Here is a 22,023-nt window from a genome sequence, read left to right as displayed (position 1 = left end):
ATGTTTCCTAGAACCCTATTAAAAAGAGTCACCTCAAGTCGAAATTATCGAATGTTGGCCGATACCACGTTCGAGTATTTGACCACGTTTTTAGAATCACAAGCCGCGGGGATTGTCTACGCGCCATCCTATGCTGCCGCAGCAGAGGTGGTTTTAGCCCAGGAATCTTTTTTGTGTTTAGAAAGCTACCCGGAAGCCTTTTGGACATGGGCTGCACAGTTTGATACTTCAGATGGTTTAATTCCTTTTGCAATCAATACTTGTCGCTGGGATTACTTACCACAGATGGGGGGAGAATCGTTCATTTTAATGTTGGATAACCACCCTCAACATCGTACTTATTTAATTATTCAAGCGGCTTGCGCGGATAAAGTACATTTGAGTACCGAGTCGGGCGAATTAGATTTTTTACAGTTGATTGCGTCGAAATGGCAGTGTTTACGTGCTGAGATTGAAGCCTCGAAAGAGTTTAAGAATCGTGATTTACGAGAGGCGAAGTACCTCAGTGAAATTCGTCAACGAGAGCAGTTCATCGACAACATGAAGCTGGTGCATCAGGTCGCTGTTGAACTCTCGAATCCAGCCAATCTTGATGAACTACACCGTGCATCGGTAGAAGCTGTGCGTCATCGCCTAGGCTTTGATCGTGCCGCTTTCTTATTATTGGATATGAAAAAGCGCTGCTTCAGTGGTACTTATGGTACCAGTGAAGAGGGTAACACGGTTGATGAACATCATACCCAATATGACTTGCACCAGGTGGAAACCCAATATTTAGAAGCTTTGTCTAACGATGAGTGCAATTTAATGGTGGTTGAAGATGTGCCATTGTACACCGCAGGCCAAGTGGTTGGCCAAGGTTGGAATGGGATGCTGATCCTGCGTGATGGTAACGACACTATTGGTTGGTTAGCGATTGACAATTACATTCATCGTCAGCCGATCACTGAATACCAAAAGCAAATGTTGGAGTCTTTTGGATCATTGCTAGCTCAAATCTACATTCGGAAGCGACAAGAACAGAATGTCCGTATGTTGCATGCCAGCATGGTGGAGCTATCCCGTTGTATGACCGTCAGCGAAGTGTGTAAGTCTGCCGTCAGTTTTGCGATTAACCGGATGGGGATTGATCGCATGGCCGTATTTCTGACCGATGAAGCATGCTCGTATATTCAAGGAACATGGGGTACAGACATTCAAGGCAATATCGTTGATGAATCCTATTTCCGAGGATCGACCCACGAAAATGACATCGTCGATCTTGCAAAACTTTACCCTAATGAAGTTGTTTTCAAAGAAGGGGTGCCCATTTACCACGATTGCAAAATCGTAGGCTATGGTTGGACGGCAATGACCATGTTGACCGATAAAGGTACGCCGATAGCCTTCATTGCGGCCGATAATTTGATCCGCCGTTCACCGTTGACGTCACAACTGCGAGAAGTGATCCGCATGTTTGCTTCGAACTTAACGGAAGTGTTAATGCGGGCGAAAGCGCAAGAGGCGATATCGGTACTCAACGAAACCTTGGAGCTTGAAGTGCGTAATCGCACTCGTGATCTTCAAAAGGCCAACGAAAAGTTGGATCTCATGGCGAAGTTAGATCCTCTAACGCGTCTTGGGAATCGCCGCATGCTAGAACATCTGCTTGAGCAGACCTGTGAACAGACGATGAAAGAGGTGGTGAGCTACGGAGTCATCTTGTTGGATATCGACCACTTCGGCTTATTTAATAACTGCTATGGACATCTGGAAGGGGACATTGCCCTGATGCGTATTGGCAACATTCTAAGCCAACATGCTCAGTCTGAACACGAGCTATTTTGCCGGATTGGGGGAGAGGAATTTTTGCTCCTGACCGCTAATCGCAGTGCGGATGAAGTCCGTTTACTGGCAGAAAGTATTCGTCAGAGTATCGAAACCGAAAAGATCGAGCATTGTGAAAACCCAAGTGGAACAATACTGACTGTATCCATTGGTTATGCCGCCTCACGCTACAAACCTCGTGAGATTCAATTCGATCAACTTTATGCAGAAGCAGATAAAGCTTTGTATCGCGCTAAAAGTCAGGGGCGAAATCAGGTAGTTGGTGTTATTGTTGAAAATATCGACTGTATAGGGGTCGAAATGTAGCATTTTCCAGCAGATTTCTTACGGTATGGCAAATATCACAAATAAGTGTAGCGTTTCAGGAAAATACGTGTATAGTTTACCTCGGCTCTTAGGTAAGAGTTGTTAATGTTAAATTCAGTGAAAGTTCAATCTCAGATCGTTATCGATTTCTCGTTAAACCTGCGTCAACTTTGTCTTGATATACCATTCAATAGCTTTCGTTATCAGCCAAATCAACCCATAGCAAATATATATTAGAGGTTACTATGTCTCAGAAAATGACTGGTTCAGTAAAATGGTTCAACGAAACTAAAGGTTTTGGTTTCATTTCTCAAGACAACGGCGGTCAAGACGTGTTCGTACACTTCAAGTCTATCGTTTCTGAAGGCTTCAAAACTCTGGCTGAAGGTCAGCGTGTAAGCTTCACAGTTGAGCAAGGCAAAAAAGGCCCACAAGCTGCTCAAGTAACTGCGCTGTAATTAGCACAGATTGATTTTAAAAGGGGCGTGGTGTAAACCACGCCCCTTTTTACATTCTTCAAAGCTGAGGTTTAAGCCGATAAGTCTCCTAAGGCTGACTTTTATGCGATAGGCCTACAGATACTAAAAATCCCCTTCCTAGCAGGCTAGAAAGAGGATTTCGTATCGATATACTAGAAATTAATCTGAGAGATAGTATTCAACAGTGGTGACTACGCGGACATTTTTGATGTACGGTGTATTGTTATCACGATCTGAGATAGAAAACTGTCCTTGTGAGGCGGTTTTGATCTTACCTAGCGTGCTTTGTGAGTCGGTTGCAAACTTCAATGCCACTTCTCGCGCTTGCTTGGTCGCTTCTTCGATCATGTCTGGCTTGATGTCATTTAACCCAGTAAAGCTAAATTCAACGCGATTGTTGTAAGGATCTTGGTTAAACACCACACCCTGTTTGCCGAGCTGACCAATCTCGCTGATGGTATTACGCACCAAATCCACTTTTTTGCTGTATACCGTGAGTGTTTGCGTTGCCAGATAGCGAAACTCTGAACGATCCTCCCCATATTGTTGGGCTTTTTTATCGACTACTGCTGGGGCTGAAAGGGAAATCGCTGTACGATCAATGCCTTTCTCAACTAAAAATTGGGTGATGAGTTGAGTCTGTTGATCCACCGTTTCAAAGAGTGAAGAAAGTTGATTATCCGCAACCGTAAACTGAATAGGCCAAATGACCGTGTCGGCAACGACTTCACGCTCCGATAGCCCTTTTACGGTGACGACTCGTTCATATTCTTTAAACTTAACAGCCATTTGCTGTACCAAAAAACCCAGTGCGGCCAGTCCGATAATCAGACTCAGGCCAAGCACGCTGGCGGTTTTGGTATTCATATTGGTCATGGTTTTCCTCCCATTATTTGACCGTTATTCTTTTCTGTATTTAAGTCACAGCGGTTTGGCTGTACTTGGTGTTGCTTTTCCATAAATTACTCTTGTGGCAACGAACACGCTATCCCTCGGTAACATGAAATTGCAGCAGTGTCATAACTGAGGTAACTCAGCCTCTTGTTGACGAGTGCGTTTACATTGTTGTTTCTGTTTGACCATAATCCAGTGCTTTAATTCACTAAAATCTGGGGTTTGTGGTTGTTCTGAATAACAGGCTTGCTGCAAAGGATAAAGCAGTGCTGTCAGCCTCTGCTGCTCGTCTTGATCTAAGATGATTTGGCTTTGCCATATACGTATTGCTTGGCTGATTGCCAGAAGATCTTGCTGTTCAATAGCCTGAAGGAGTATTTGATACGCCGATGATGGTTCAGAATGGTTGGAGCCTACCTGTTGTGGATGTTTTGTATGTTGCCATTGCCACCAAGTGAACAGGCTAGTGGCTAACCACAATAATGCAAAGAGTAAAGTGAGGTATGGCCAATAACCTGCATCGTTGACTGGCGAGCTGTTCGGTGTTGTCGTTGAGAGCGTTGGCACAGTGGGTAAAGCGGCTTCTTCACTGGGCTTGACGTGTAAAACTAAACCTGAAATTTGGCTCGTTTGCTCAGTTTGTGTCTGTGTGTTCCACCAATGGAGTTTGACCTCAGGTAAGGCGATTTCTCCCGCTTGACGAGGGATCAGTACCTGCTTAAGCGTCATCAGAGTCTCTCCGTTGTCGAGTGTGCTGAACTGGGGTTTTTCCGCATACACGCTAACGGATTCGGGGTATTGAATACTGAAATTAGGCAGTTGTTGCTGAGTCAGGCCACTCACTTGTAAACGCAATTCTCGTGTGATGGCATGGCCTACCTGTGTTTCGTATTGCTCGGGTGAACTCAGAGTTTTCTGACCATCAGACCAGTTTTGACTCAGGTGTAATTTGGCCGTCGGTAGCCAGAAGCCTTGATAGTTTGAGGGTTTTTCGAGCACTGTTATCGCATACGTTTTGGGATGGGTGAGCAGCGGGACTAAGCGTGTACCACCACTGTATTGGTTACCGTAGAGCAGGCTTGCTTTTAAGATAGGTTCACTGAGCTTAAAGCTGCCCGCATGCTGCGCAGTAATGCGAAAAGATTGCTCAACGATAGTCACTTCCACGCCATCGAGCACACTAGGATATTGTTTGGGTTCACTGGCGGACTCGATCTGCATTCCATCGACTTTCGGTGGCGTAATGTTTGGGTCACGTAGTCGGCGCACATCTTCCTTAATAATTAACTGAGCATGAAACAAGGTGCTTTCACCTGGATATAGTTGCGTTCTCTCTAAACGGCTACGCACTTCTGCCAACTCTTGTTGTGCTGGTTGATGTTGATCTTCGGTGACCTGAATGGCGATAGGCGTGGTTTGGGCATTACCCAACTGAAAGCGGGGAATCGTGATGATACCGGTTTTTTGAGCCGCAATAGCCACTGTCCATTCGCTACGCTGGGAGTAGTTGCCATTAATGATGTTGGTTGAAGAAGCAAAACTCGGTTGACCAACGAAAAAGTCAGGCTCCAGTTGAGAAAAATCGAGTGCATCGGCAGAGGCTTTATCACTGCTGACGATACGCAGTTGAATCACTTCATTTTTAACTACTTTATTTTTGCTGACACTGGCAACTAAATCGGCAGCATGCGCAGGTAGCCCGAATAGGCTAACCGTGAGCGTGAGCCAGAAAAGCGTGGAGTGATAAACGGAGGACTTCTTTACCATGGCTGGTCGGTTTCCATTGGTTGAGGTTTACGTTGGGCTTGTAAAAACAGTTGCGCACGTAATAAAGCGCTCGGATCGCGCGCATTCTCGACTTGTTCTAATTTGCGTAGCAGCGGGTCGAGGTTGGGATCCGTTGCTGACGTTAACGGCTTGGTTTGAGCTAAGGTATTTTGGTCATTGTTCTTTTCATTAGTTGGTTCTGGATTGTTTGGCTTTGCTTGCTCGGTGGATTTTTCCTTATCTGCCTTAGGTTGAGCACTATGTTGTTGGTTCTGATTTTGGGCTAAGTCAGGTTGTTGTTCAGTTTGAGAATCGGTTTTTTCACTATCATCGGCATCAGATGAATTGCCGGATGATTTTTCTTTCTGAGCTTGACCTTTGGATTCAGATGCAGAATCCTGCTGTTGCTGTTCTGCGCTGTTAACAACTTGCAGATTGTGCTGAGCATCTTGATGGTTTGGCTGTTGTTTGAGCACCTGTTCATACAATTCGCGCGCTTTAGGGAAATTCCCCGCTTGTGCGTAAGCGTTCGCCAAGTTGTATTGAGTCTCTAAATCGGGGTTCTCAATACGCGAGTACGCTTCAATGGCACCGGGATAATCTTTTGCATAGTAGCGTGCTGCGCCTTGCCATTTCGGGTCTCGAAATGTTTCAGCCGCTTGTGAATATTGCTTGGCTTCGAAAGCGCGCATTGCTTGCTGATCTTGATTTAACCAAGGGGATGCCGAAGCCTCTTGGGCAGGAAAGTGAGCACCGACAATCAGCAGCAAGGTAAAAATCACGCCACGACGAAATATGGCTAAAGCTGCGATAACTAAAGGCAGAACTAGCCAATAACCGTTGTTGACTTGTTCAGTAACAACTTTACGCGAGGTTTGGTTGGCGACATCGGTTTGCTGTTGCGTGATGTGTAAAATCTGCTCGATATCCGCGCCATCGGCGCGATAGGCGGCGAATACTCCTTGCACGCTGTGCGTGAATTGCTGCATTTGTTCAAAGGATGTTTTGGCGATCACCGTCTCACCTTGAGGACTCTTGAGTAGGCTACCATCACTCAAGGTAATCGGAGCACCATTCGATGTCCCGATGGCAAGTACAATCAGACGCCATGAGCTATTTTCTAACTGTTGAGTGATTTTCTGTCGTTCAGCGGCACGAATATCGTCAGTCAGCAGAATCAAGTCACCTTTTTGATGACCCGCCTGTTGTAGCATGGAAATCGCTAAATCCACTGCATTTGCGGCATTCGCCCCTTGATAGGGCATGATCTCGGGAGATAACAAAGGGATCAAATTGCCCAGTGTTGCGCTGTCACGAGTTAGAGGGCTCACCACATAAGCGTCGGCAGCGTAAGCGACCAATCCTGTACTACCCTCATGCCAGCCTTTCAGCAGATCCAACGCTTTATAACGAGCTTGGGTTAGTCGATTTGGCGCTAAATCAGTGGCATACATGGATTGCGACATATCCATAATTAATACTCGCGCAGCGCTATTTTGCACACTAGGTCGCTCAGCCGATTGCCAGCTTGGCCCTGCGAGTGCAAGCACCGCGATCATCCATCCGACTCCCAGTAATCCACTGAGGTGGCGGCTTTGGGGCGCACCCACACCCATAACGTGAGCAAGATGAGGGGCAATTAAGCCCCGCTGGTTTTTACGTGCTTTCAGCCAAAATGCGAAACCAAGTGAAGGGATCAGTAACCATAACCAGTATGGATAGAGGAAAGTTAGTGGCATGTTATCTCCTCACAATAACCAGAATGACGGAAAGCAGTAATGCCACACTCAGAGGGTAAAAAAACCACTCGGTTTGTGGTCGCCAAGTTTGATCGGAGTGGCTGATGGGCTCAAGTTGATTAATGGTGTCATAGATGCCTTGTAAATCTTGCTGATTGCGAGCACGGAAATATTGCCCCCCAGTGGTTGAGGCGATGGTTTGCAGTGTCTTTTCATCCAGATCTTGCGCTGTATTGACCTTGCGGTTAAACAGAAAATCTTTGACTACCATTTCACCGGCTCCCACTCCAACGGTGTAAATTGTAGAGTGGTATTGCTTGGCAATATTCGCCGCTTCGAGTGGGTCGAGAATTCCAGCTGTATTACTACCGTCACTGAGCAGAATCATTACTCGTTGTGGTGCGTCACTGTCGATAAAAATCTTGGTTGCTAGCCCAATGCCTTCACCAATTGCAGTTTGGGTACCAATGAGTTTTAAAACCACTTGGTTGAGCTGTTGAGTGACGGTCTCTCTGTCCAAAGTCAGTGGTGTTTGTAAATAAGCATGGTCGGCAAACAGAATAAGCCCAATACGGTCTCCTTCACGTTTGGCAATAAACTCAGACAACACTTGTTTTACCGCTGTGAGGCGGTCTACCATCTGTTGACCGGATTGCATGTCTTCCTGACTCATTGAATAAGAAAGATCAACCACTAACATCAGATCACGATGTGAAGTACTCGTGCTTACTGGCTCACCATACCAAACGGGCCTCGCTGCCGCGCTAAGCAACAGAATCCACAATCCGATGGCGAGTATACGAGGAAGCCAAGAACGAGGTTGGATACCAGATGTGTCAGGAAGATAGGGCAGCTTAATGGCTGCCCGAGATTGAATGGCTGGTGTAAAAAAATAGATAAGCCAAGGCAGTGGGAGCAATAAAAATGCCCACCACCAAATAAACTCAAAACTTGCCAATGCCTGATTTTCTCCGCTTTCTCGGCGGCAAGGCGCTTTCTACCCAATGATAACAGTGGTGAACCAGCTCATCGGCATTGTTCACTTTCTGCTTTTGGTATAACGCTTGCTGCCACAAGGTTTCATTTGGTACGAAAAGTGGGTGTCCGACTTGGGCGTCTAAAAAGGCGTACCAATCTTTACCGGTTAAATGCGCAATCTCTTCGCGAGGGTAATAGCACAGTGCTGCCTGACGAACCAACTCAATGGCTGAAGAGGGCGTTTGTGGGCTTACCGTTAAGCTCAGAAGACGTAACGCGGATTTTTTAGGGGCGAGACGACGGCGACGCCAACGCACTGCCAATCCGATGATGAGCATCACGATGAGAGTACCGCCTATGCTTGCCCACCATCCCCAAGCTAATGGAAACCAGTTTGGGAGTTCTGGCAAATGCAGGGCGTTGAGATCCAGTGATGTGATTGACGATTCCTTCATTTCTTATGGTCCGATAATTGTTGCAGCAAAGGTATTCCGCTTGAAACTGAGCGGTAGTCCATTTCCAATAATAGACAAAGTGATTTTAGTTTTTCTTTTTGAGTTTCAAAGGCTTTTTTGATACCTGCACGCGTACTATTTATCGAAAAGTTGAGCCAGCGCGTCTCTTGGTTATTTTGTACTTGCTCAATACCACGAAATGAGGTGTCTCCTTGCTCTAATGGATCGTAAATTTGCACCATGCGTACGCGGTTGTGCCGACACAACTGACGTAGGGAAAGTGCATGCTGTTGTGCATCTAAATCAACAAAATCGCTGATCAACACCACTTCACTGCCTTTGGGACACAATCGATTGAGAGTGCTCAATACATCATGCAATGCCAGATTTCTTGGTGTGTGCTCTGAATGCAACTTATGTTGTGCATCAATGCAGGCCGCTAAAATAGGCAAGACCCCACGTTGGCGGCTGCTCGGTTTAATCTCAATCAGACGATGTCCCAAATCAATCACAGCGCCGACTCGGTCTTGTTGCTTCACGGCAAGCCAACTGAGCAAGCTGGCTAAATGTGCCGCCTGAACCGATTTGAGCAATAAACTGGAACCAAATTGCATCGACTGGCTTAGGTCGATATAAAGTATGACAACTTTTTCTCGCTCTTCACTGAACAACTTCGTGTGTGGCTTGCCCGTTCTCGCGGTAACTCGCCAGTCAATCGAGCGAATATCATCTCCCGCTTGGTACTGGCGCACCTCTGAGAAATCCATTCCGCGTCCTAGACGGCGACTTTGATGCTGGCCGATGCGTTGTGCCCATACTTGGCGTGCTGGGGGTAAAAAATGCACAGTTTGCTGTTCATAGGCAAGCAACTCTTCAAGACACAGAGTGACACCGTTAGCATGCAAGGGCAGCGAATGGGGCATTGTCATAAGCTACGCACTGCCAACTAAAGCCAACAGATGGTTGATGACTTGATTCGGATGCACCCCTTCCGCTTGTGCCTGATAACTCAGTAGTAGCCGGTGGCGCAACACCGAAAATGCCATCACTTGCACATCCTCCGGCGTAACAAAGTCTCTGCCGTGTAACCAAGCGTGGGCTCGCGCACAGCGATCCAGTGCAATGGTCGCTCGCGGGCTAACTCCCATCGCAAGCCATTGTGCCAGTTTCTGGTCGTAGTTGGCTGGCTGACGAGTGGCCATAATTAAGCGTACAAGATAGCTTTCGATCGATTCAGCCATGTGCACATTCAGTACTTCTTGGCGAGCCTTAAAGACTTGCTGCTGAGTAATCAACGGTTTCTCTACCGTTTGCTCTCCTTTCGCTTCGCCGCGATTGAGGCGCAAAATGGCTAGCTCATCTTGTGCATTTGGGTAGTTCACTTCTAAATGCAGCAAAAATCGGTCGAGTTGTGCTTCAGGGAGCGGATAAGTTCCTTCTTGCTCAATAGGGTTTTGTGTCGCCATTACGAGAAAGAGCTCAGGTAAGCGGTAGGTTTTTCGCCCCACGGAGATCTGTTTCTCTGCCATGGCTTCTAACATGGCTGCCTGAACTTTGGCTGGGGCGCGGTTAATTTCATCCGCGAGCACCAACGAGTTAAAAATCGGGCCGGATTGAAATACAAATTCACCGGTTTCCGGACGGAACACATCGGTACCAGTAAGATCGGCTGGCAGCAAATCTGGCGTAAATTGAATGCGGTGGAAATCGCCTTCAATACATTCGGCAAGTGATTTGACCGCACGAGTTTTCGCAAGCCCTGGAGGACCTTCAACCAGAATGTGTCCATCGGCAAGTAGGGCGATGAGCAGTTGGTTAATGAAATCGGTTTGACCAATGACTTGTTGATTCAAATAGTGCTGCAACGTTTGAAAAGGTTGAAACGACATGAATTCTTCCACTCCTTGATATCTCAGCGGTTAGTGTTACGTATTTCGCAGAAAGTTCCATAAAAAATGCATGAGCCGAGTGTGGATGGCTAATTATTATCCAGTTGGAGGTTTGGGGCGTCGATTGGGCTCTTGGTAACGTCCCGGCGGGTTGTTCATCATCTTGGCCTACTGGAAGAGAATTGTTGATCTATGCTGATGAAGCCATATAGAGATTGTGGGTCAGAAAAGGCGCAAGGTTTAGCTCTGTTAATGAGTATTCAAGTGGTGATTTATAAGCGCCAGTTATGCAATTTGCATTAAAATGTGAGATGCGATTGGTTTTATGTGAGATTTTGTAAGAAATTTCTTAAGTGGCGTGATCTTAAGTCGATAATACATAGGTTTCGATGATAGCCATAATTAGGCGGAGAATATGTTCAAGCTGCATCAAATGAGTATCAAACAAAAGGTTGTGTTAGGCGTCACTTTTGCCGTGTTGGCATCCACCCTGATTGTTGGGGTAATGGCACAACGTCAGGCACGAGAAGTTCAAGAGCATCGTTTGATCGATTTGGAACTGCCCAATATTTTGAATTTAATTAAAACGGATATTGACCATCAGGTTATTCAACTGTTGGCGTCGGCACAGCAAATTGCCAGTAATGAGTTTGTTCAGCAAGCCATTTCAAGTACAGAGAGAGATCCTGCAACAGAGGCCCTATTGATTAAGCAACTGAATAATTTGCGTGATCAATACAAACTGAATGATGCTTCCGTGGCAAACCGCAAAACGGCCTACTACTGGAACCAAAATGGCTTTTTGCGACAACTGAATCAGCAGCAAGATGGTTGGTTTTTTGGTTTTACCAACTCAGGTAAACCGACCATGGTGAGCATGTTTCAAGAAGCGAATGGGGAAGTGAAAATGTTTGCCAACTACCAGTTGGTGAATGGCGACACCATGTCGGGTATGTCGAAATCCATGGATGATATGGTGCGACTACTGAACAGCTTTAAAATTGAGGACACGGGCTTTGTGTTTTTAACCAATGCCCAAGGGGATGTACAAATTCATCGCCAAAAAGAGCAGGTCAAATCCAATTTGCAGAAAATCTATGGTTCTGCGGCAAGTGCGTTACTCAACAAAAATGGATTTAATTTGATTTCTGCTGAATATCAAGGCGAAGAGGTAATGGTCGCGAGCCTCTACATTGAGAGCATGGATTGGTTCTTAGTTGGTACCGTACCTGTGCATGAGGTTTTTGCGGAATTGGATGCGGTTGCGCAGCGTATGATGCTGACGACTCTCGTGGTGGCGGGTATTTTCATCGTGATGGGGATCTTTCTTGCTAACAGCATTGCAACCCCGATTAACCAAATTGCCAAACGCTTTACCGATTTAGGCAAAGGTGATGGAGATTTATCACAACGCATTGAAGTGAAAGGCAATGATGAAATTGCTCAGCTTTCAAAGGGCTTCAATGGTTTTATTGAAAAGATCCATCAATCGATTAAAGATGTGGCACAAACCAGTCGCGAGTTACAAGTCGCTGCAGAAGGGGTATCACGCAAGGCGTTAGTCACCCATGATAATAGCCAACAGCAGCGTGATCAGACCATTCAAGTGGTTACGGCGATTAACCAAATGGGCGCGACCATCAGTGAAATTGCTTCTAATGCGGCGACGGCGGCAGAAACGGCCAATCAAGCATCCGGCAATGCGGATCAAGGGCGTAATGTGGTAAATAAGGCGAAAGATGCGATCAGTCGCTTAGCCGTGGATATAGAAAACACTGGTAAAGTGGTGGAGCAATTGGCTTCAACGACGCAAGAGATTGGGTCAATTTTGGATGCAATTCGTGGCATTTCGGAGCAAACCAACTTGTTGGCACTGAATGCGGCGATTGAAGCGGCGCGTGCTGGGGATCAAGGGCGTGGTTTTGCTGTTGTGGCAGATGAAGTCCGCAATTTGGCAAGCCGTACCGCCGCATCGACCGAAGAAATTCAGAAAATGATCAATCAGTTGCAAACAGATGCCAAGAATGCGGTATCGGCAATGGATGCAGGTAAAGCGATTACTCATCAAGGAGTGGCCTCTTCTGATGAGGCGGTTAATGTACTGATGAGTATTTCTGATCGCATTCATGATATTTCGGATCGTAATACCCAAGTGGCGACGGCAACAGAAGAGCAATCGACAGTAGTGCACACCATCAACCAAAATATTGAAGAGATTAACGCCATCAATGAAGTCACTACTAGCACGGCGCAAGAGCTGGCGGATGCAAGTAAATCCTTGCGTGAGCTTTCAGGGCGGTTAGACAAAATGGTGGGTAACTTTAAACTCTAGCAACCTCGCCGGGAGTTGGTTACACTTCCGGCCAGTAAAAACCAAGTAGGTAAAGAGTGATGAACGATTTCGAAAAAGAACTGGAGTTGATGTCTCAGCAGGTGGCTGATGAGCCGGAAGCTAAACTGCCCAGTTTGGAAGAGCAAAAAGCGATTGCAGAAAAACTCAAGCAGTTGGAAGCGGAAGGGAAGCTGACCCCTGAGGTGCTTGAAGCCTATTTTGGTCAATACTACGTGAAAGCTGAAACGCCAATTCACTAGGTTGAATAACATTTTGCTATGAATTTATCGAGCCGCTTTGCGGCTCGATTTCTCTCTGTGGATAAATGTTTAGTCAATCACGTTAAAGCTAGTCAGATTCGCTAATGGCCATGTTCCGTTTTTGCGGTAAGCCGCTGCAGCACATCAAACAAAATATCACTGGTTTGTGCACCAGAGATTAAATATTTCTGCTCAATAATTAATGTGGGTACGGCGTGAATGCTGGCTTGCAGCCACTGTTGCTCAGTATTGGCAACGGCTTTGGCCCAAGATTCATCACTTAGAATTTGTTGGCAGGCTGTACGTTCCAAACCGGCAGTTTCGGCAACCTCAAGCAACACCTCATCTTCATCAATCGCTTTTCCTTGCTGAAAATAAGCACGCCACAGAGCGAGTTTTAGTGGCAATTGTTTGTCTTGCTGATTGGCCCATAGGAGTAATTGGTGAGCTTTGCGCGTATTGTAAATCCGCATCTGGTCAAAAAAGTGGAATTCAAAACCGACCTCTTTACCCAGTTCCGTTAAGGTATTTCTGGCTTGTTGACTCGCTTCGACATTCGTACCGTATTTTTTCGCAAGATGCTCACGCAGGTTTTCCCCTCCGCTCGCCAACCTCGGGTTCAGTTCGTAGGGATGCCATCTGAGCGTTGCTTCAATGTTTGGTAATCTGGATAGCGCTTGGTTTAACCTAAAGTAGCCAATGACACACCAAGGGCAGACAACATCCGAGACAAGATCAATCGTTAACTTGTGCATCGTACTCTCCTTCGCCAGTGTGGGTTCCAATTGATGAGCTCTGTTCATCATAACGGTATCGGCCAACTTTAGGGGCGGTGCGTTGTATTTTCTTGTGTGAAAAATGCGCAAAAAGTGAAGTGGAGCTGAAAAAAAGCCTCACGGCTTCGAAGAAACGCGTGAGGCGTTGACACTGACGTTGTTAGTAATGGTTATTCGTTAAATACAATTCAATTCAATTTAAATTAGGTCGATTTTTGCGCTTATGCCAGATTGTTTTGTGACTAATCGATAAAAGAATGCAACATTGTGATATGCGTTCCATTCAATAGGTGGGCGTATGATTGACCTGTGTTGATCTAGAGTCACAGCACTGTGAATTCATCATTGGTTGTGGTGTTGAAGGAAAAATGCCACAAATAAACGTTTGCGTGAAAAAATGTGATGAAACTCATTTTTTTATCGTTATACTTTCCGCCCGGCTAAGAGCCGGTTGCTCTGCCAGTACAAGCCGTCACAAGGAAATGTGAATGACCCCAAGGACAGGACCAGCTAATTCCAAAGCTTGTGTCTGTTGACGTTGATGGCGAGTGAGCAATGAATTTTTTATTCTCTCTTTTCGCAGCCCTCTCTGCCTACACCTTGACCAAGCCATTGGGATACCCTGTTTTTACTCACATTTTTCTAGGTAAATTATGGCGATTTTGTTTGGAATCATCGGTGTTTCGGTACTGATCTTATGCGCGTATCTGCTTTCTGAAAGCCGCAGCGCGATTAATTGGAAAACGGTTTCTCGCGCTTTATTGTTGCAAATTGGTTTCGCAGCATTAGTGCTTTATTTCCCATGGGGACAAGCGGCACTGAGCAGTTTAAGTAATGGTGTTTCTGGCTTGCTGAGCTTTGCGGATATTGGGATTCGCTTCTTGTTTGGCGATTTAGCAGATACAGGCTTTATTTTTGCGATTCGTGTACTGCCTATCATCATTTTCTTCAGTGCGCTGATTTCTGCTTTGTACTATCTAGGTGTGATGCAAAAAGTGATTGCCCTAATTGGTGGTGGAATTCAACGTTTTTTAGGTACGAGCAAAGCGGAATCTCTGGTGGCTACGGGTAACATCTTCCTTTCACAAGGTGAGTCGCCACTTTTGGTTCGTCCATTTCTCGCTAATATGACTCGTTCAGAACTGTTTGCAGTAATGGCAGGGGGAATGGCTTCTGTTGCTGGTTCCGTATTGGGTGGTTATGCCGGTTTAGGCGTTGAGCTGAAATACTTGATCGCAGCAAGTTTCATGGCGGCTCCTGGCAGTTTGATGATGGCGAAAATTATTGTACCAGAACGTGGTACGCCGATTGATCAAAGCCAAGTGGCATTGGATAAAGCGCAAGAAAGCAACTTGATTGATGCTCTTGCCAGCGGTGCGATGAACGGTATGAAAGTGGCAGTTGCCGTCGGTACTATGTTGATTGCTTTCGTCAGTGTGATCGCGATGGTGAATACGGGCCTTGAAAATCTCGGTGATTTGATTGGTTTTAGTGGCATTTCGCTACAAGCACTGTTTGGTTACTTATTTGCTCCACTGGCATGGGTGATTGGCATTCCAAGCCATGAAGTGTTAGCGGCTGGTTCATACATTGGTCAAAAAGTCGTAATGAATGAGTTTGTCGCTTTCATCGACTTTGTTGAGCATAAAGCTCTGCTTTCTGAACATAGCCAAGTGATCATCACATTCGCCCTATGTGGTTTTGCCAACATTGGATCGATCGCGATTCAACTTGGTTCGATTGGTGTGATCGCTCCTGAGCGCCGCTCAGAAGTCGCCAACCTTGGGATTAAAGCGGTCATTGCGGGAACATTAGCAAACCTAATGAGTGCTTGCTTAGCTGGGCTATTTATCGCTCTTTAAGCACGTTATCATCACGGTTGTAGCTAGCCGTAATTGAATGTGTTGGCATATCTTAAGCCTACCCTCGGGTAGGCTTTTTGTTGTCATCTCTAAGCCTAAAGAAAGGTAACAAAATATGCACAGTAGTGCTCGGTGGCCGCTTTTTAAATGAGGAATGACAGCTCGTTATGATTAATCGGTGAAAAACTGATTTGTAACAACTCATCACGAATAAGAATACGTAGTATGGAATGCAATTCACTGCTTATGACCCTTTCAGCGTTGTTGAACAGCGCTGCGTATTTGAATGATGAGTATTGCTATATGAAAAATCTTGTTGGGCGCTTTATGCGCTATGTCACATTTGATACCCAATCTAAACCTAAGAATCACCATTGCCCAAGTTCCACTGGGCAAAAAGTCTTTGCACAAGCACTGTATGACGAGCTTTGGGGGTTAGGTTTGAGTGATGTATCACTGGACGAACATGGCTACGTGATGGCCAAACTCAAGTCCAATGTGAATTATCCAGTACCCGCGATTGGATTTATTGCGCATATGGATACCGCACCCGATGCCAGCGGTAAAAATGTGAAACCACAAATCGTTGAAGATTATCAAGGCGGCGATATTGCCCTCGGTAAAGGGGATGAAGTGCTCTCGCCGATCCAATATCCCGATCTGCATTTACTGCATGGCTATAACTTGATCACGACCGATGGTACGACCTTGCTGGGCGCCGATAACAAAGCGGGTATTGCCGAAATCATCACCGCAATCGAAATGTTGCTCGCGAATCCTTCTATTGCGCATGGCGATATTTCCATTGCTTTTACTCCGGATGAGGAAATTGGTCGCGGTGCGAATCATTTTGATGTCGAAAAGTTTGCTGCACAGTGGGCGTATACCATTGATGGTGGCCCAATTGGAGAGCTGGAGTATGAAAACTTCAATGCAGCAACCGCGACGGTGACTTGTTATGGCGTGAATGTTCATCCGGGTACCGCGAAAGACAAAATGGTTAACGCGATGCACATTGCTGCTCAATTTATTTTGATGATGCCAGAAAGCGAAACCCCGCAACACACAGAAGGCTATGAAGGGTTCTATCACCTTTCGAGTGCGACCATGGGCGTGGCAAAATCGGAATTGAAGTACATTCTGCGTGATTTTGAGGCGAGTGGCTTACAAGCGCGAGAAGCGTTGATGCAGGCGAAAGTCGATGAGTTAAACCACCAGCTTAAAAAAGGTCGCATAGAAGTCAGTTTTGAACAGAGCTATGCCAACATGAAAGAGATGGTGGAACCTCATCCTCATATCATTGAATTGGCAAAACAAGCCATGATTGATTGTGATGTTGAACCGAAAATTAAGCCCATTCGTGGTGGTACGGATGGTGCTCGATTGTCATTTATGGGGTTACCTTGCCCCAACATTTTCACTGGAGGCTACAATTTCCACGGTATTCATGAGTTCATCACGATCGAGGGAATGGAGGCTGCCGTTCAAGTGATTGTGAAACTGGCAGAGAAAACAGCACTGCATTATCGACCATAAGCAATCTAGCTAAGACGAGCCGCTCATTGAGCGGCTTTTTTATTGTCATCCCTAAACCACGCTTTTAGTGGTGGTGATTGTTTTCCTGTGTAAGAGAGCCAAGAGTTTAGGGATTGCGCTTGTCATGTTAGGGTGTTCAATGGTGAAATTGGCGCGCCTTGCAACACATAACAAACGAAGCGGCGGGTTAAGCCGTAGTAGGAGAAGAATATGGAACAACTGAGCACAGTGATTGATTTTCTGCTCACACATAAGCTGCTGTTTAGTGCATTGATTTTATTGAGTGTGATTTCGGTACGCCGCCTTGTGTTAGAGCATATCCGAGGGGATGCTGCACTCATCACGGAAAAACAACGTAAATGGATGTCGCGCACTAAAAATGGTGTATTTGCGGCTACGTTACTGACACTTTTCATCCTTTGGCAATCAGAAATTAGCCAATTTGCCCTTTCAGTGACAGCGATTGCGGTCGCGATTGTCGTCGCTTCTAAAGAGATCATTTTATGTTTTACCGGATCGATTCAGCGCGCGAGCTCTCGTTCATTTCGTATTGGTGACTGGATTGAAGTGGGAAAACTGTGTGGTGAAGTGATCGAACACAATCTGATGGCGACCGTGATTCAAGAGATTGATTTGCATCATGGTCAATACCATTACACAGGGAAAACGGCGACCTTGCCAAACAGCATGTTTTTCTCTTATCCCGTGAAAAATCTTAACTTTATGAAGCGTTATGTGTTCCATAACTTCAATATTGTGGTGCCGGATTTTGTCAACCTTTTCCCCTTGGTACCGGTGTTGCACCAAAAAATTGATGAGCACTTTGCGCATTTTATGGAGGTGGCTCGTCGATATAATACCGTGATTGAGCGTCATGCTGGGGTCGATTTACCAAGTGCTGAGCCACATATTGAAATCAGTAGCTCAGCGGCAGGGGAGCAAATCGTCCACATTATGATTTTCTGCCCGACGGAGCGAGCTAATCAATTGGAGCAGTTGATCCGTAAAGATTTTATGGAAGAGTACGAGCGTGCTTTTCCACGCCCGAGCCTCACGCCAGTGAGTTAATGTGAGCGTTCAATCGCATGGCTGCGTGAAACACTGAGCCCCAGTCGTTTCGCCAGTCGAGTGAGGTTGGCACGATCGGTGTGTAAACGGCGTGCTGCTTCGGCCCAATTAAAGTCGGCTTGGGTTAACGTTTCGCTGATCAAATGGCGCTGAAATTCATCCGTCGCTTCTCGTAATCCCAAATCTTGAAGTGCTTCACTCAACACAAAATCCTCTTGTGGTGTTTGTGGTACCAAGGGCGCTCTTGGCCCTTGTAATTCACCCACGTCTTCGGCTTTGAGTGTCGTTACGGGGCGTCCGCGTTGGCGTGCTTTTGCTTTGAGTGCCGCTCGATTGATCACATGTTCCAGTTCGCGAACATTGCCCGGCCAAGGATATTGGATGAGTTGACTTAACGCCTCGGCGTGCAGTTTAAGTTGAGTAATGCCCAGCTTACGTCTCGCTTGTTCAACGAAATATCCCGCCAGCAGAGAAAGGTCGCCTTTGCGTTCACGCAGTGGCGGCACATAAATCGGGTAAACACTCAATCTGTGGTAAAGGTCAGCTCGAAAACGACCCGCTTCAACCTCTTTTTTCAAGTCTCGGTTGGTGGCCGCCAGAATACGCACGTCAACGGTTTGTACACGATCTTGTCCAACGGGTTGAATTTCATGGTTTTGCAGTGCTCGCAAAATTTTGCTTTGGGCACTCAGTGGTAACTCACCGATTTCATCAAGAAACAGCGTGCCACCATCGGCCAGAGCAAATTTACCCATTCGCGCGCGGTCTGCCCCCGTAAATGCCCCTTTGACATGGCCAAACAGTTCGCTTTCTAACAAATTTTCGGGAATGGCGGCGCAGTTAACATACACCAGTGGTTGGCGTTTGCGGTTGGAACGGTGATGAATCGTCCGCGCAACCAATTCTTTACCTACACCGGTTTCACCGTGGATCAAAATATTGAATTGAGAGGGAGCAACCACATCAATATCCGCTTTCATGGCGAGCATTGGACCACTATTACCAATGATCTCTATGCTGTCTCGGTTCCAAGCTTCTTCATTGAGTTCTTCAAGGCGCTGTTGTGTTTGTTTGGCTTGGTTCTCAAGCTCAGAGAAGGTGAGAGCCATCTTCAATGTGGCAGCGGCAATCGCCGCTAATATTTCTAAACTGCGAGGGGAGAGATGATCAAACGCATCCGGTTTTAAGCTATCCAGCGTCAAGATACCCAGCAGTTGGTCGCCAAAATGCAGTGGTAAGCCCATGCAAGAGTGCATTGGAAGATCATCTTCGCTATCAAGCAGTAAGCCATCAAAAGGATCTGGAAGTGGACAATCTGCCGCAAAACGCACTGGCAGGTCAGCACTGCAAATCTGCGCCAACCTTGGGTGCTCACTGACCATAAAACGTCGACCCAAGGTATCACGAGTCAATCCTTGCATTGCCAGTGGTGTTAAGGTGTCGTTTTGCAGTGACATCAAGACAACACAATCACAAATGACCGCTTTACGCACCGCATCCAACAATCGGTGGAAGCGCTCTTCGTTATTCGCGCCGCTGGCGAGCCCAACCGTCATTTCTAACAAAGTGGTTAGTGAGAATTCTTGCATCTTAGCTTCTTAAGTTCGGATTTTTTGATAGTGTAGAGTCAATTAGACACATCTCAAAGTGTTTAATTGACTCATGGGAAAAATGTTTATTTATATTTTTCAATAAATTAGTTTTTGGCACGTAATCTGCTCATAGAAAAGGCTTGTTTAGAGTGGCTTAAGCCACCGTTTTTGCCTACTGAGGAGAAGTTATGCTCACCCAAGAACACATCAATATCATCAAAAGTACCATTCCTTTGCTAGAGTCAGCTGGCCCTGCGCTCACTCAGCATTTTTACCAACGTATGTTCAGTCACAACCCTGAACTGAAGCATATATTCAATATGACCCATCAGAAGACCGGGCGACAAAGTGTGGCGCTGTTTGAAGCGATTGCTGCTTATGCCAAGCATATTGATAATTTAGCGGCCTTAACCAGTGCGGTAGAACGTATTGCTCATAAACACACCAGCTTTAACATTCAACCTGAGCACTATCAGATTGTCGGACATCATCTGCTTGAAACCTTGCGCGAATTAGCTCCAGAGGCTTTCACTCAACAAGTTGAAGAGGCTTGGACTGCCGCGTACTTCTTTTTGGCTCAAGTATTTATTGACCGAGAAGGTGCTCTTTACTTAGAACGCAATCACGCACTAGGCGGATGGCGCGATGGACGAAGCTTTGCTGTGCAAGAGAAACGAGCCGAATCCGAATACGTGACCAGTTTTATTCTGGTGCCTGCTGACGGTGGGCCTGTTCTTGATTACCAACCCGGACAATACATTGGTATTGAGGTGAGCCCAGAGGGAAGTGATTATCGAGAAATTCGCCAATACTCGTTGTCACAAGGCTCGAATGGCAAAGATTATCGTATTTCGGTTAAGCGTGAAGGCGTAGGAAGTGATAACCCAGGGGTGGTTTCTCACTATCTGCACAACAAGGTGAAAGTGGGAGACAGTGTAAAACTCTACGCCCCCGCTGGTGACTTTTTCTATGTTGAGCGCAACCGTCCTGTTGTGTTGATTTCCGCCGGTGTAGGCGCAACGCCAATGCAAGCCATCTTGCACACGTTAGCGGAGCAAAACAAATCGGTAGTGACTTATCTTTATGCGTGTAACAGTGCTAAGGAGCATACTTTTGCTCAAGAAACTGCAAAGTTGGTCGCTGAGCACGGTTGGCAACAACAGGTATGGTATCGCGATGAAGCATCAGAGCATGCTTTGCAAGGAGAGATGCAGTTAACCCAAGTCTCACTGCCAGTCCAGGATGGTGATTTTTATCTGTGTGGCCCTATTGGGTTTATGCAGTACGTGGTGAAACAGCTATTGGAACTTGGAGTAGAAAAGGAACGTATTCATTACGAAGTGTTTGGCCCACATGCCCAGTTAGCGGCATAACTGAACTAAATGTATAAAAAATAAGTATAAAAATAGCCAGCCTAGTTAGGCTGGCTATTAAAATCTTTGGCAAGTCTATTACAGAACTTTGATGCTTTCAGCTTGTGGACCTTTTTGGCCTTGAGTGATCACGAATTCCACTTTTTGACCTTCAGCCAGAGTGCGGAAACCGTCACCTTGGATTGCGCTGAAGTGAGCAAAAACGTCAGGACCGTTTTCTTGCTTGATGAAACCAAAACCTTTAGTTTCGTTGAACCATTTCACGGTACCAGTAACTGGAGTAGACATAATAAATATCCTAAATACATTTTTAACGTAGGCCGATTACGGCGCGGATAGCGTGGAAAAGTTGCTTGCTATTGCGTACGACACGGACGGTTACGAATAATCCAACCAAGCGATGTGTATACAAAGAACTCTTTCTAGCCGCGATCGAGTCTAGAGTAAACCATTGGCTTGTCAATCGAATCTTGAATAGAGTCGAAACCTGTTAACAAAAATAATCCATTTTTTTGCGCTCAATGCCATTTCTATGTAACTACGCTTTCTCTTTATTCCGATAAATTATCGTTTGACTGTGATGAAATTAAGTACAAAATATCGTCGTACACCGTTGTATGATGAAGACGCTATATGGAGATTTACATGAAAGAAAAAACGGTAGAGAAAGCTACCTCGACCCCGGCGGTTATAGATACCGAGTGTGGACGCGGTACGATTCAAGATAATGCCCTTAAAGCAGTCGTCACAAGCCCTGTGTTTCGTTGTCGCATGGAAAAAGCCAAAAAAGGCAAAGGTAGCTACTCGCGTAAAATGAAGTTCAAAGGTAGAGAGTTTTACCCAAAAATGATGAATACGTTTGTTTTCGGATAACATTCTCTATCTTCAAC

The 22,023-nt window shown here is 46.0% G+C and carries 19 protein-coding genes; 9 read left to right on the top strand and 10 right to left on the bottom strand.

The annotated features are described in order from the left end of the window. Positions 1 to 51 precede the first annotated feature (51 nt). Positions 52 to 2,133 (top strand): GGDEF domain-containing protein, encoded by a 2,082-nt coding sequence (locus EPB59_RS15720; RefSeq protein ID WP_195707176.1) that lies wholly within the window; start codon positions 52 to 54, stop codon positions 2,131 to 2,133. A 245-nt stretch (positions 2,134 to 2,378) separates the two neighbouring features. Further along, positions 2,379 to 2,591, top strand: coding sequence for a transcription antiterminator/RNA stability regulator CspE (cspE, locus tag EPB59_RS15715; protein ID WP_000078819.1), 213 nt, complete (start codon positions 2,379 to 2,381; stop codon positions 2,589 to 2,591). A gap of 180 nt (positions 2,592 to 2,771) precedes the next feature. On the opposite strand, the gene EPB59_RS15710 is transcribed toward cspE, so the two are convergent. The 7 genes from EPB59_RS15710 to EPB59_RS15680 form a co-directional block, all read right to left on the bottom strand. After that, the gene (locus EPB59_RS15710; RefSeq protein WP_154173726.1) at positions 2,772 to 3,488 is read right to left on the bottom strand and encodes an SIMPL domain-containing protein; all 717 of its coding nucleotides are present in this window, start codon (positions 3,486 to 3,488) and stop codon (positions 2,772 to 2,774) included. Positions 3,489 to 3,629: 141 nt separating this feature from the next. Further along, positions 3,630 to 5,273 (bottom strand): BatD family protein, encoded by a 1,644-nt coding sequence (locus tag EPB59_RS15705; RefSeq protein WP_154173724.1) that lies wholly within the window; start codon positions 5,271 to 5,273, stop codon positions 3,630 to 3,632. Continuing rightward, positions 5,267 to 7,012, bottom strand: a complete 1,746-nt coding sequence (locus EPB59_RS15700) for a VWA domain-containing protein (RefSeq protein ID WP_154173722.1) — start codon at positions 7,010 to 7,012, stop codon at positions 5,267 to 5,269. Before EPB59_RS15700 ends, EPB59_RS15705 begins: the two co-directional genes overlap by 7 nt. Before the next feature lies 1 nt (position 7,013). Beyond that, positions 7,014 to 7,970, bottom strand: a complete 957-nt coding sequence (locus tag EPB59_RS15695) for a vWA domain-containing protein (RefSeq protein WP_154173720.1) — start codon at positions 7,968 to 7,970, stop codon at positions 7,014 to 7,016. Next, positions 7,957 to 8,445 (bottom strand): DUF4381 domain-containing protein, encoded by a 489-nt coding sequence (locus tag EPB59_RS15690; protein ID WP_154173718.1) that lies wholly within the window; start codon positions 8,443 to 8,445, stop codon positions 7,957 to 7,959. Before EPB59_RS15690 ends, EPB59_RS15695 begins: the two co-directional genes overlap by 14 nt. Then, on the bottom strand, positions 8,442 to 9,374 hold the full coding sequence (locus EPB59_RS15685) for a DUF58 domain-containing protein (RefSeq protein ID WP_055050093.1): 933 nt from the start codon (positions 9,372 to 9,374) through the stop codon (positions 8,442 to 8,444). The genes EPB59_RS15690 and EPB59_RS15685 overlap by 4 nt, the downstream gene beginning before the upstream one ends. 3 nt (positions 9,375 to 9,377) lie before the next feature. Continuing rightward, positions 9,378 to 10,334, bottom strand: a complete 957-nt coding sequence (locus EPB59_RS15680) for an AAA family ATPase (protein ID WP_055050092.1) — start codon at positions 10,332 to 10,334, stop codon at positions 9,378 to 9,380. Positions 10,335 to 10,749: 415 nt separating this feature from the next. On the opposite strand from EPB59_RS15680, the gene EPB59_RS15675 reads away from it, so the two are divergent. Then, positions 10,750 to 12,666, top strand: coding sequence for a methyl-accepting chemotaxis protein (locus EPB59_RS15675; protein WP_154173716.1), 1,917 nt, complete (start codon positions 10,750 to 10,752; stop codon positions 12,664 to 12,666). A 59-nt stretch (positions 12,667 to 12,725) separates the two neighbouring features. Then, on the top strand, positions 12,726 to 12,926 hold the full coding sequence (locus EPB59_RS15670; protein WP_055050090.1) for a hypothetical protein: 201 nt from the start codon (positions 12,726 to 12,728) through the stop codon (positions 12,924 to 12,926). Positions 12,927 to 13,027: 101 nt separating this feature from the next. On the opposite strand, the gene EPB59_RS15665 is transcribed toward EPB59_RS15670, so the two are convergent. Beyond that, positions 13,028 to 13,681, bottom strand: coding sequence for a DsbA family oxidoreductase (locus EPB59_RS15665; RefSeq protein ID WP_055050089.1), 654 nt, complete (start codon positions 13,679 to 13,681; stop codon positions 13,028 to 13,030). Positions 13,682 to 14,355: 674 nt separating this feature from the next. Here EPB59_RS15665 and EPB59_RS15660 point away from each other — a divergent pair. The 3 genes from EPB59_RS15660 to EPB59_RS15650 all read left to right on the top strand — a co-directional run bounded on the left by EPB59_RS15660 (position 14,356) and on the right by EPB59_RS15650 (position 18,168). Continuing rightward, on the top strand, positions 14,356 to 15,564 hold the full coding sequence (locus EPB59_RS15660) for a NupC/NupG family nucleoside CNT transporter (protein WP_154173714.1): 1,209 nt from the start codon (positions 14,356 to 14,358) through the stop codon (positions 15,562 to 15,564). A gap of 303 nt (positions 15,565 to 15,867) precedes the next feature. After that, on the top strand, positions 15,868 to 17,100 hold the full coding sequence (pepT, locus tag EPB59_RS15655) for a peptidase T (protein WP_154173712.1): 1,233 nt from the start codon (positions 15,868 to 15,870) through the stop codon (positions 17,098 to 17,100). 210 nt (positions 17,101 to 17,310) lie between these two features. After that, complete coding sequence (locus tag EPB59_RS15650) at positions 17,311 to 18,168, top strand: mechanosensitive ion channel family protein (RefSeq protein ID WP_055050087.1); 858 nt, start codon at positions 17,311 to 17,313, stop codon at positions 18,166 to 18,168. Here the strand turns inward: EPB59_RS15650 and norR are convergent. After that, positions 18,165 to 19,757 (bottom strand): nitric oxide reductase transcriptional regulator NorR, encoded by a 1,593-nt coding sequence (gene norR / locus EPB59_RS15645; protein ID WP_154173710.1) that lies wholly within the window; start codon positions 19,755 to 19,757, stop codon positions 18,165 to 18,167. The genes EPB59_RS15650 and norR overlap by 4 nt on opposite strands. A 191-nt stretch (positions 19,758 to 19,948) precedes the next feature. On the opposite strand from norR, the gene hmpA reads away from it, so the two are divergent. Beyond that, positions 19,949 to 21,133 (top strand): NO-inducible flavohemoprotein, encoded by a 1,185-nt coding sequence (gene hmpA, locus EPB59_RS15640; protein WP_154173708.1) that lies wholly within the window; start codon positions 19,949 to 19,951, stop codon positions 21,131 to 21,133. A gap of 78 nt (positions 21,134 to 21,211) precedes the next feature. On the opposite strand, the gene EPB59_RS15635 is transcribed toward hmpA, so the two are convergent. Next, positions 21,212 to 21,421 carry a cold-shock protein gene (locus EPB59_RS15635; protein ID WP_000106983.1) on the bottom strand — a complete coding sequence of 70 codons (210 nt, stop codon included), beginning with the start codon at positions 21,419 to 21,421 and terminating at the stop codon, positions 21,212 to 21,214. Between the two features lie 357 nt (positions 21,422 to 21,778). On the opposite strand from EPB59_RS15635, the gene EPB59_RS15630 reads away from it, so the two are divergent. Further along, complete coding sequence (locus EPB59_RS15630; protein WP_154173706.1) at positions 21,779 to 22,006, top strand: alternative ribosome-rescue factor A; 228 nt, start codon at positions 21,779 to 21,781, stop codon at positions 22,004 to 22,006. Positions 22,007 to 22,023: the final 17 nt, after the last annotated feature.

It is taken from the genome of Vibrio metoecus, assembly GCF_009665255.1.
Lineage (GTDB): Bacteria > Pseudomonadota > Gammaproteobacteria > Enterobacterales > Vibrionaceae > Vibrio > Vibrio metoecus_B.
This window is presented reverse-complemented; position numbering and strand designations above follow the sequence as displayed.

Excerpts from the sequence above, each read along its gene's own strand:
- EPB59_RS15720 (WP_195707176.1), top strand. The coding sequence starts at position 52 with ATGTTGGCCGATACCACGTTCGAGTATTTGACCACGTTTTTAGAATCA.
- cspE (WP_000078819.1), top strand. The coding sequence starts at position 2,379 with ATGTCTCAGAAAATGACTGGTTCAGTAAAATGGTTCAACGAAACTAAA.
- EPB59_RS15710 (WP_154173726.1), bottom strand. The coding sequence starts at position 3,488 with ATGACCAATATGAATACCAAAACCGCCAGCGTGCTTGGCCTGAGTCTG.
- EPB59_RS15705 (WP_154173724.1), bottom strand. The coding sequence starts at position 5,273 with ATGGTAAAGAAGTCCTCCGTTTATCACTCCACGCTTTTCTGGCTCACG.
- EPB59_RS15700 (WP_154173722.1), bottom strand. The coding sequence starts at position 7,012 with ATGCCACTAACTTTCCTCTATCCATACTGGTTATGGTTACTGATCCCT.
- EPB59_RS15690 (WP_154173718.1), bottom strand. The coding sequence starts at position 8,445 with ATGAAGGAATCGTCAATCACATCACTGGATCTCAACGCCCTGCATTTG.
- EPB59_RS15685 (WP_055050093.1), bottom strand. The coding sequence starts at position 9,374 with ATGACAATGCCCCATTCGCTGCCCTTGCATGCTAACGGTGTCACTCTG.
- EPB59_RS15680 (WP_055050092.1), bottom strand. The coding sequence starts at position 10,334 with ATGTCGTTTCAACCTTTTCAAACGTTGCAGCACTATTTGAATCAACAA.
- EPB59_RS15675 (WP_154173716.1), top strand. The coding sequence starts at position 10,750 with ATGTTCAAGCTGCATCAAATGAGTATCAAACAAAAGGTTGTGTTAGGC.
- EPB59_RS15670 (WP_055050090.1), top strand. The coding sequence starts at position 12,726 with ATGAACGATTTCGAAAAAGAACTGGAGTTGATGTCTCAGCAGGTGGCT.
- EPB59_RS15665 (WP_055050089.1), bottom strand. The coding sequence starts at position 13,681 with ATGCACAAGTTAACGATTGATCTTGTCTCGGATGTTGTCTGCCCTTGG.
- EPB59_RS15660 (WP_154173714.1), top strand. The coding sequence starts at position 14,356 with ATGGCGATTTTGTTTGGAATCATCGGTGTTTCGGTACTGATCTTATGC.
- pepT (WP_154173712.1), top strand. The coding sequence starts at position 15,868 with ATGAAAAATCTTGTTGGGCGCTTTATGCGCTATGTCACATTTGATACC.
- EPB59_RS15650 (WP_055050087.1), top strand. The coding sequence starts at position 17,311 with ATGGAACAACTGAGCACAGTGATTGATTTTCTGCTCACACATAAGCTG.
- norR (WP_154173710.1), bottom strand. The coding sequence starts at position 19,757 with ATGCAAGAATTCTCACTAACCACTTTGTTAGAAATGACGGTTGGGCTC.
- hmpA (WP_154173708.1), top strand. The coding sequence starts at position 19,949 with ATGCTCACCCAAGAACACATCAATATCATCAAAAGTACCATTCCTTTG.
- EPB59_RS15635 (WP_000106983.1), bottom strand. The coding sequence starts at position 21,421 with ATGTCTACTCCAGTTACTGGTACCGTGAAATGGTTCAACGAAACTAAA.
- EPB59_RS15630 (WP_154173706.1), top strand. The coding sequence starts at position 21,779 with ATGAAAGAAAAAACGGTAGAGAAAGCTACCTCGACCCCGGCGGTTATA.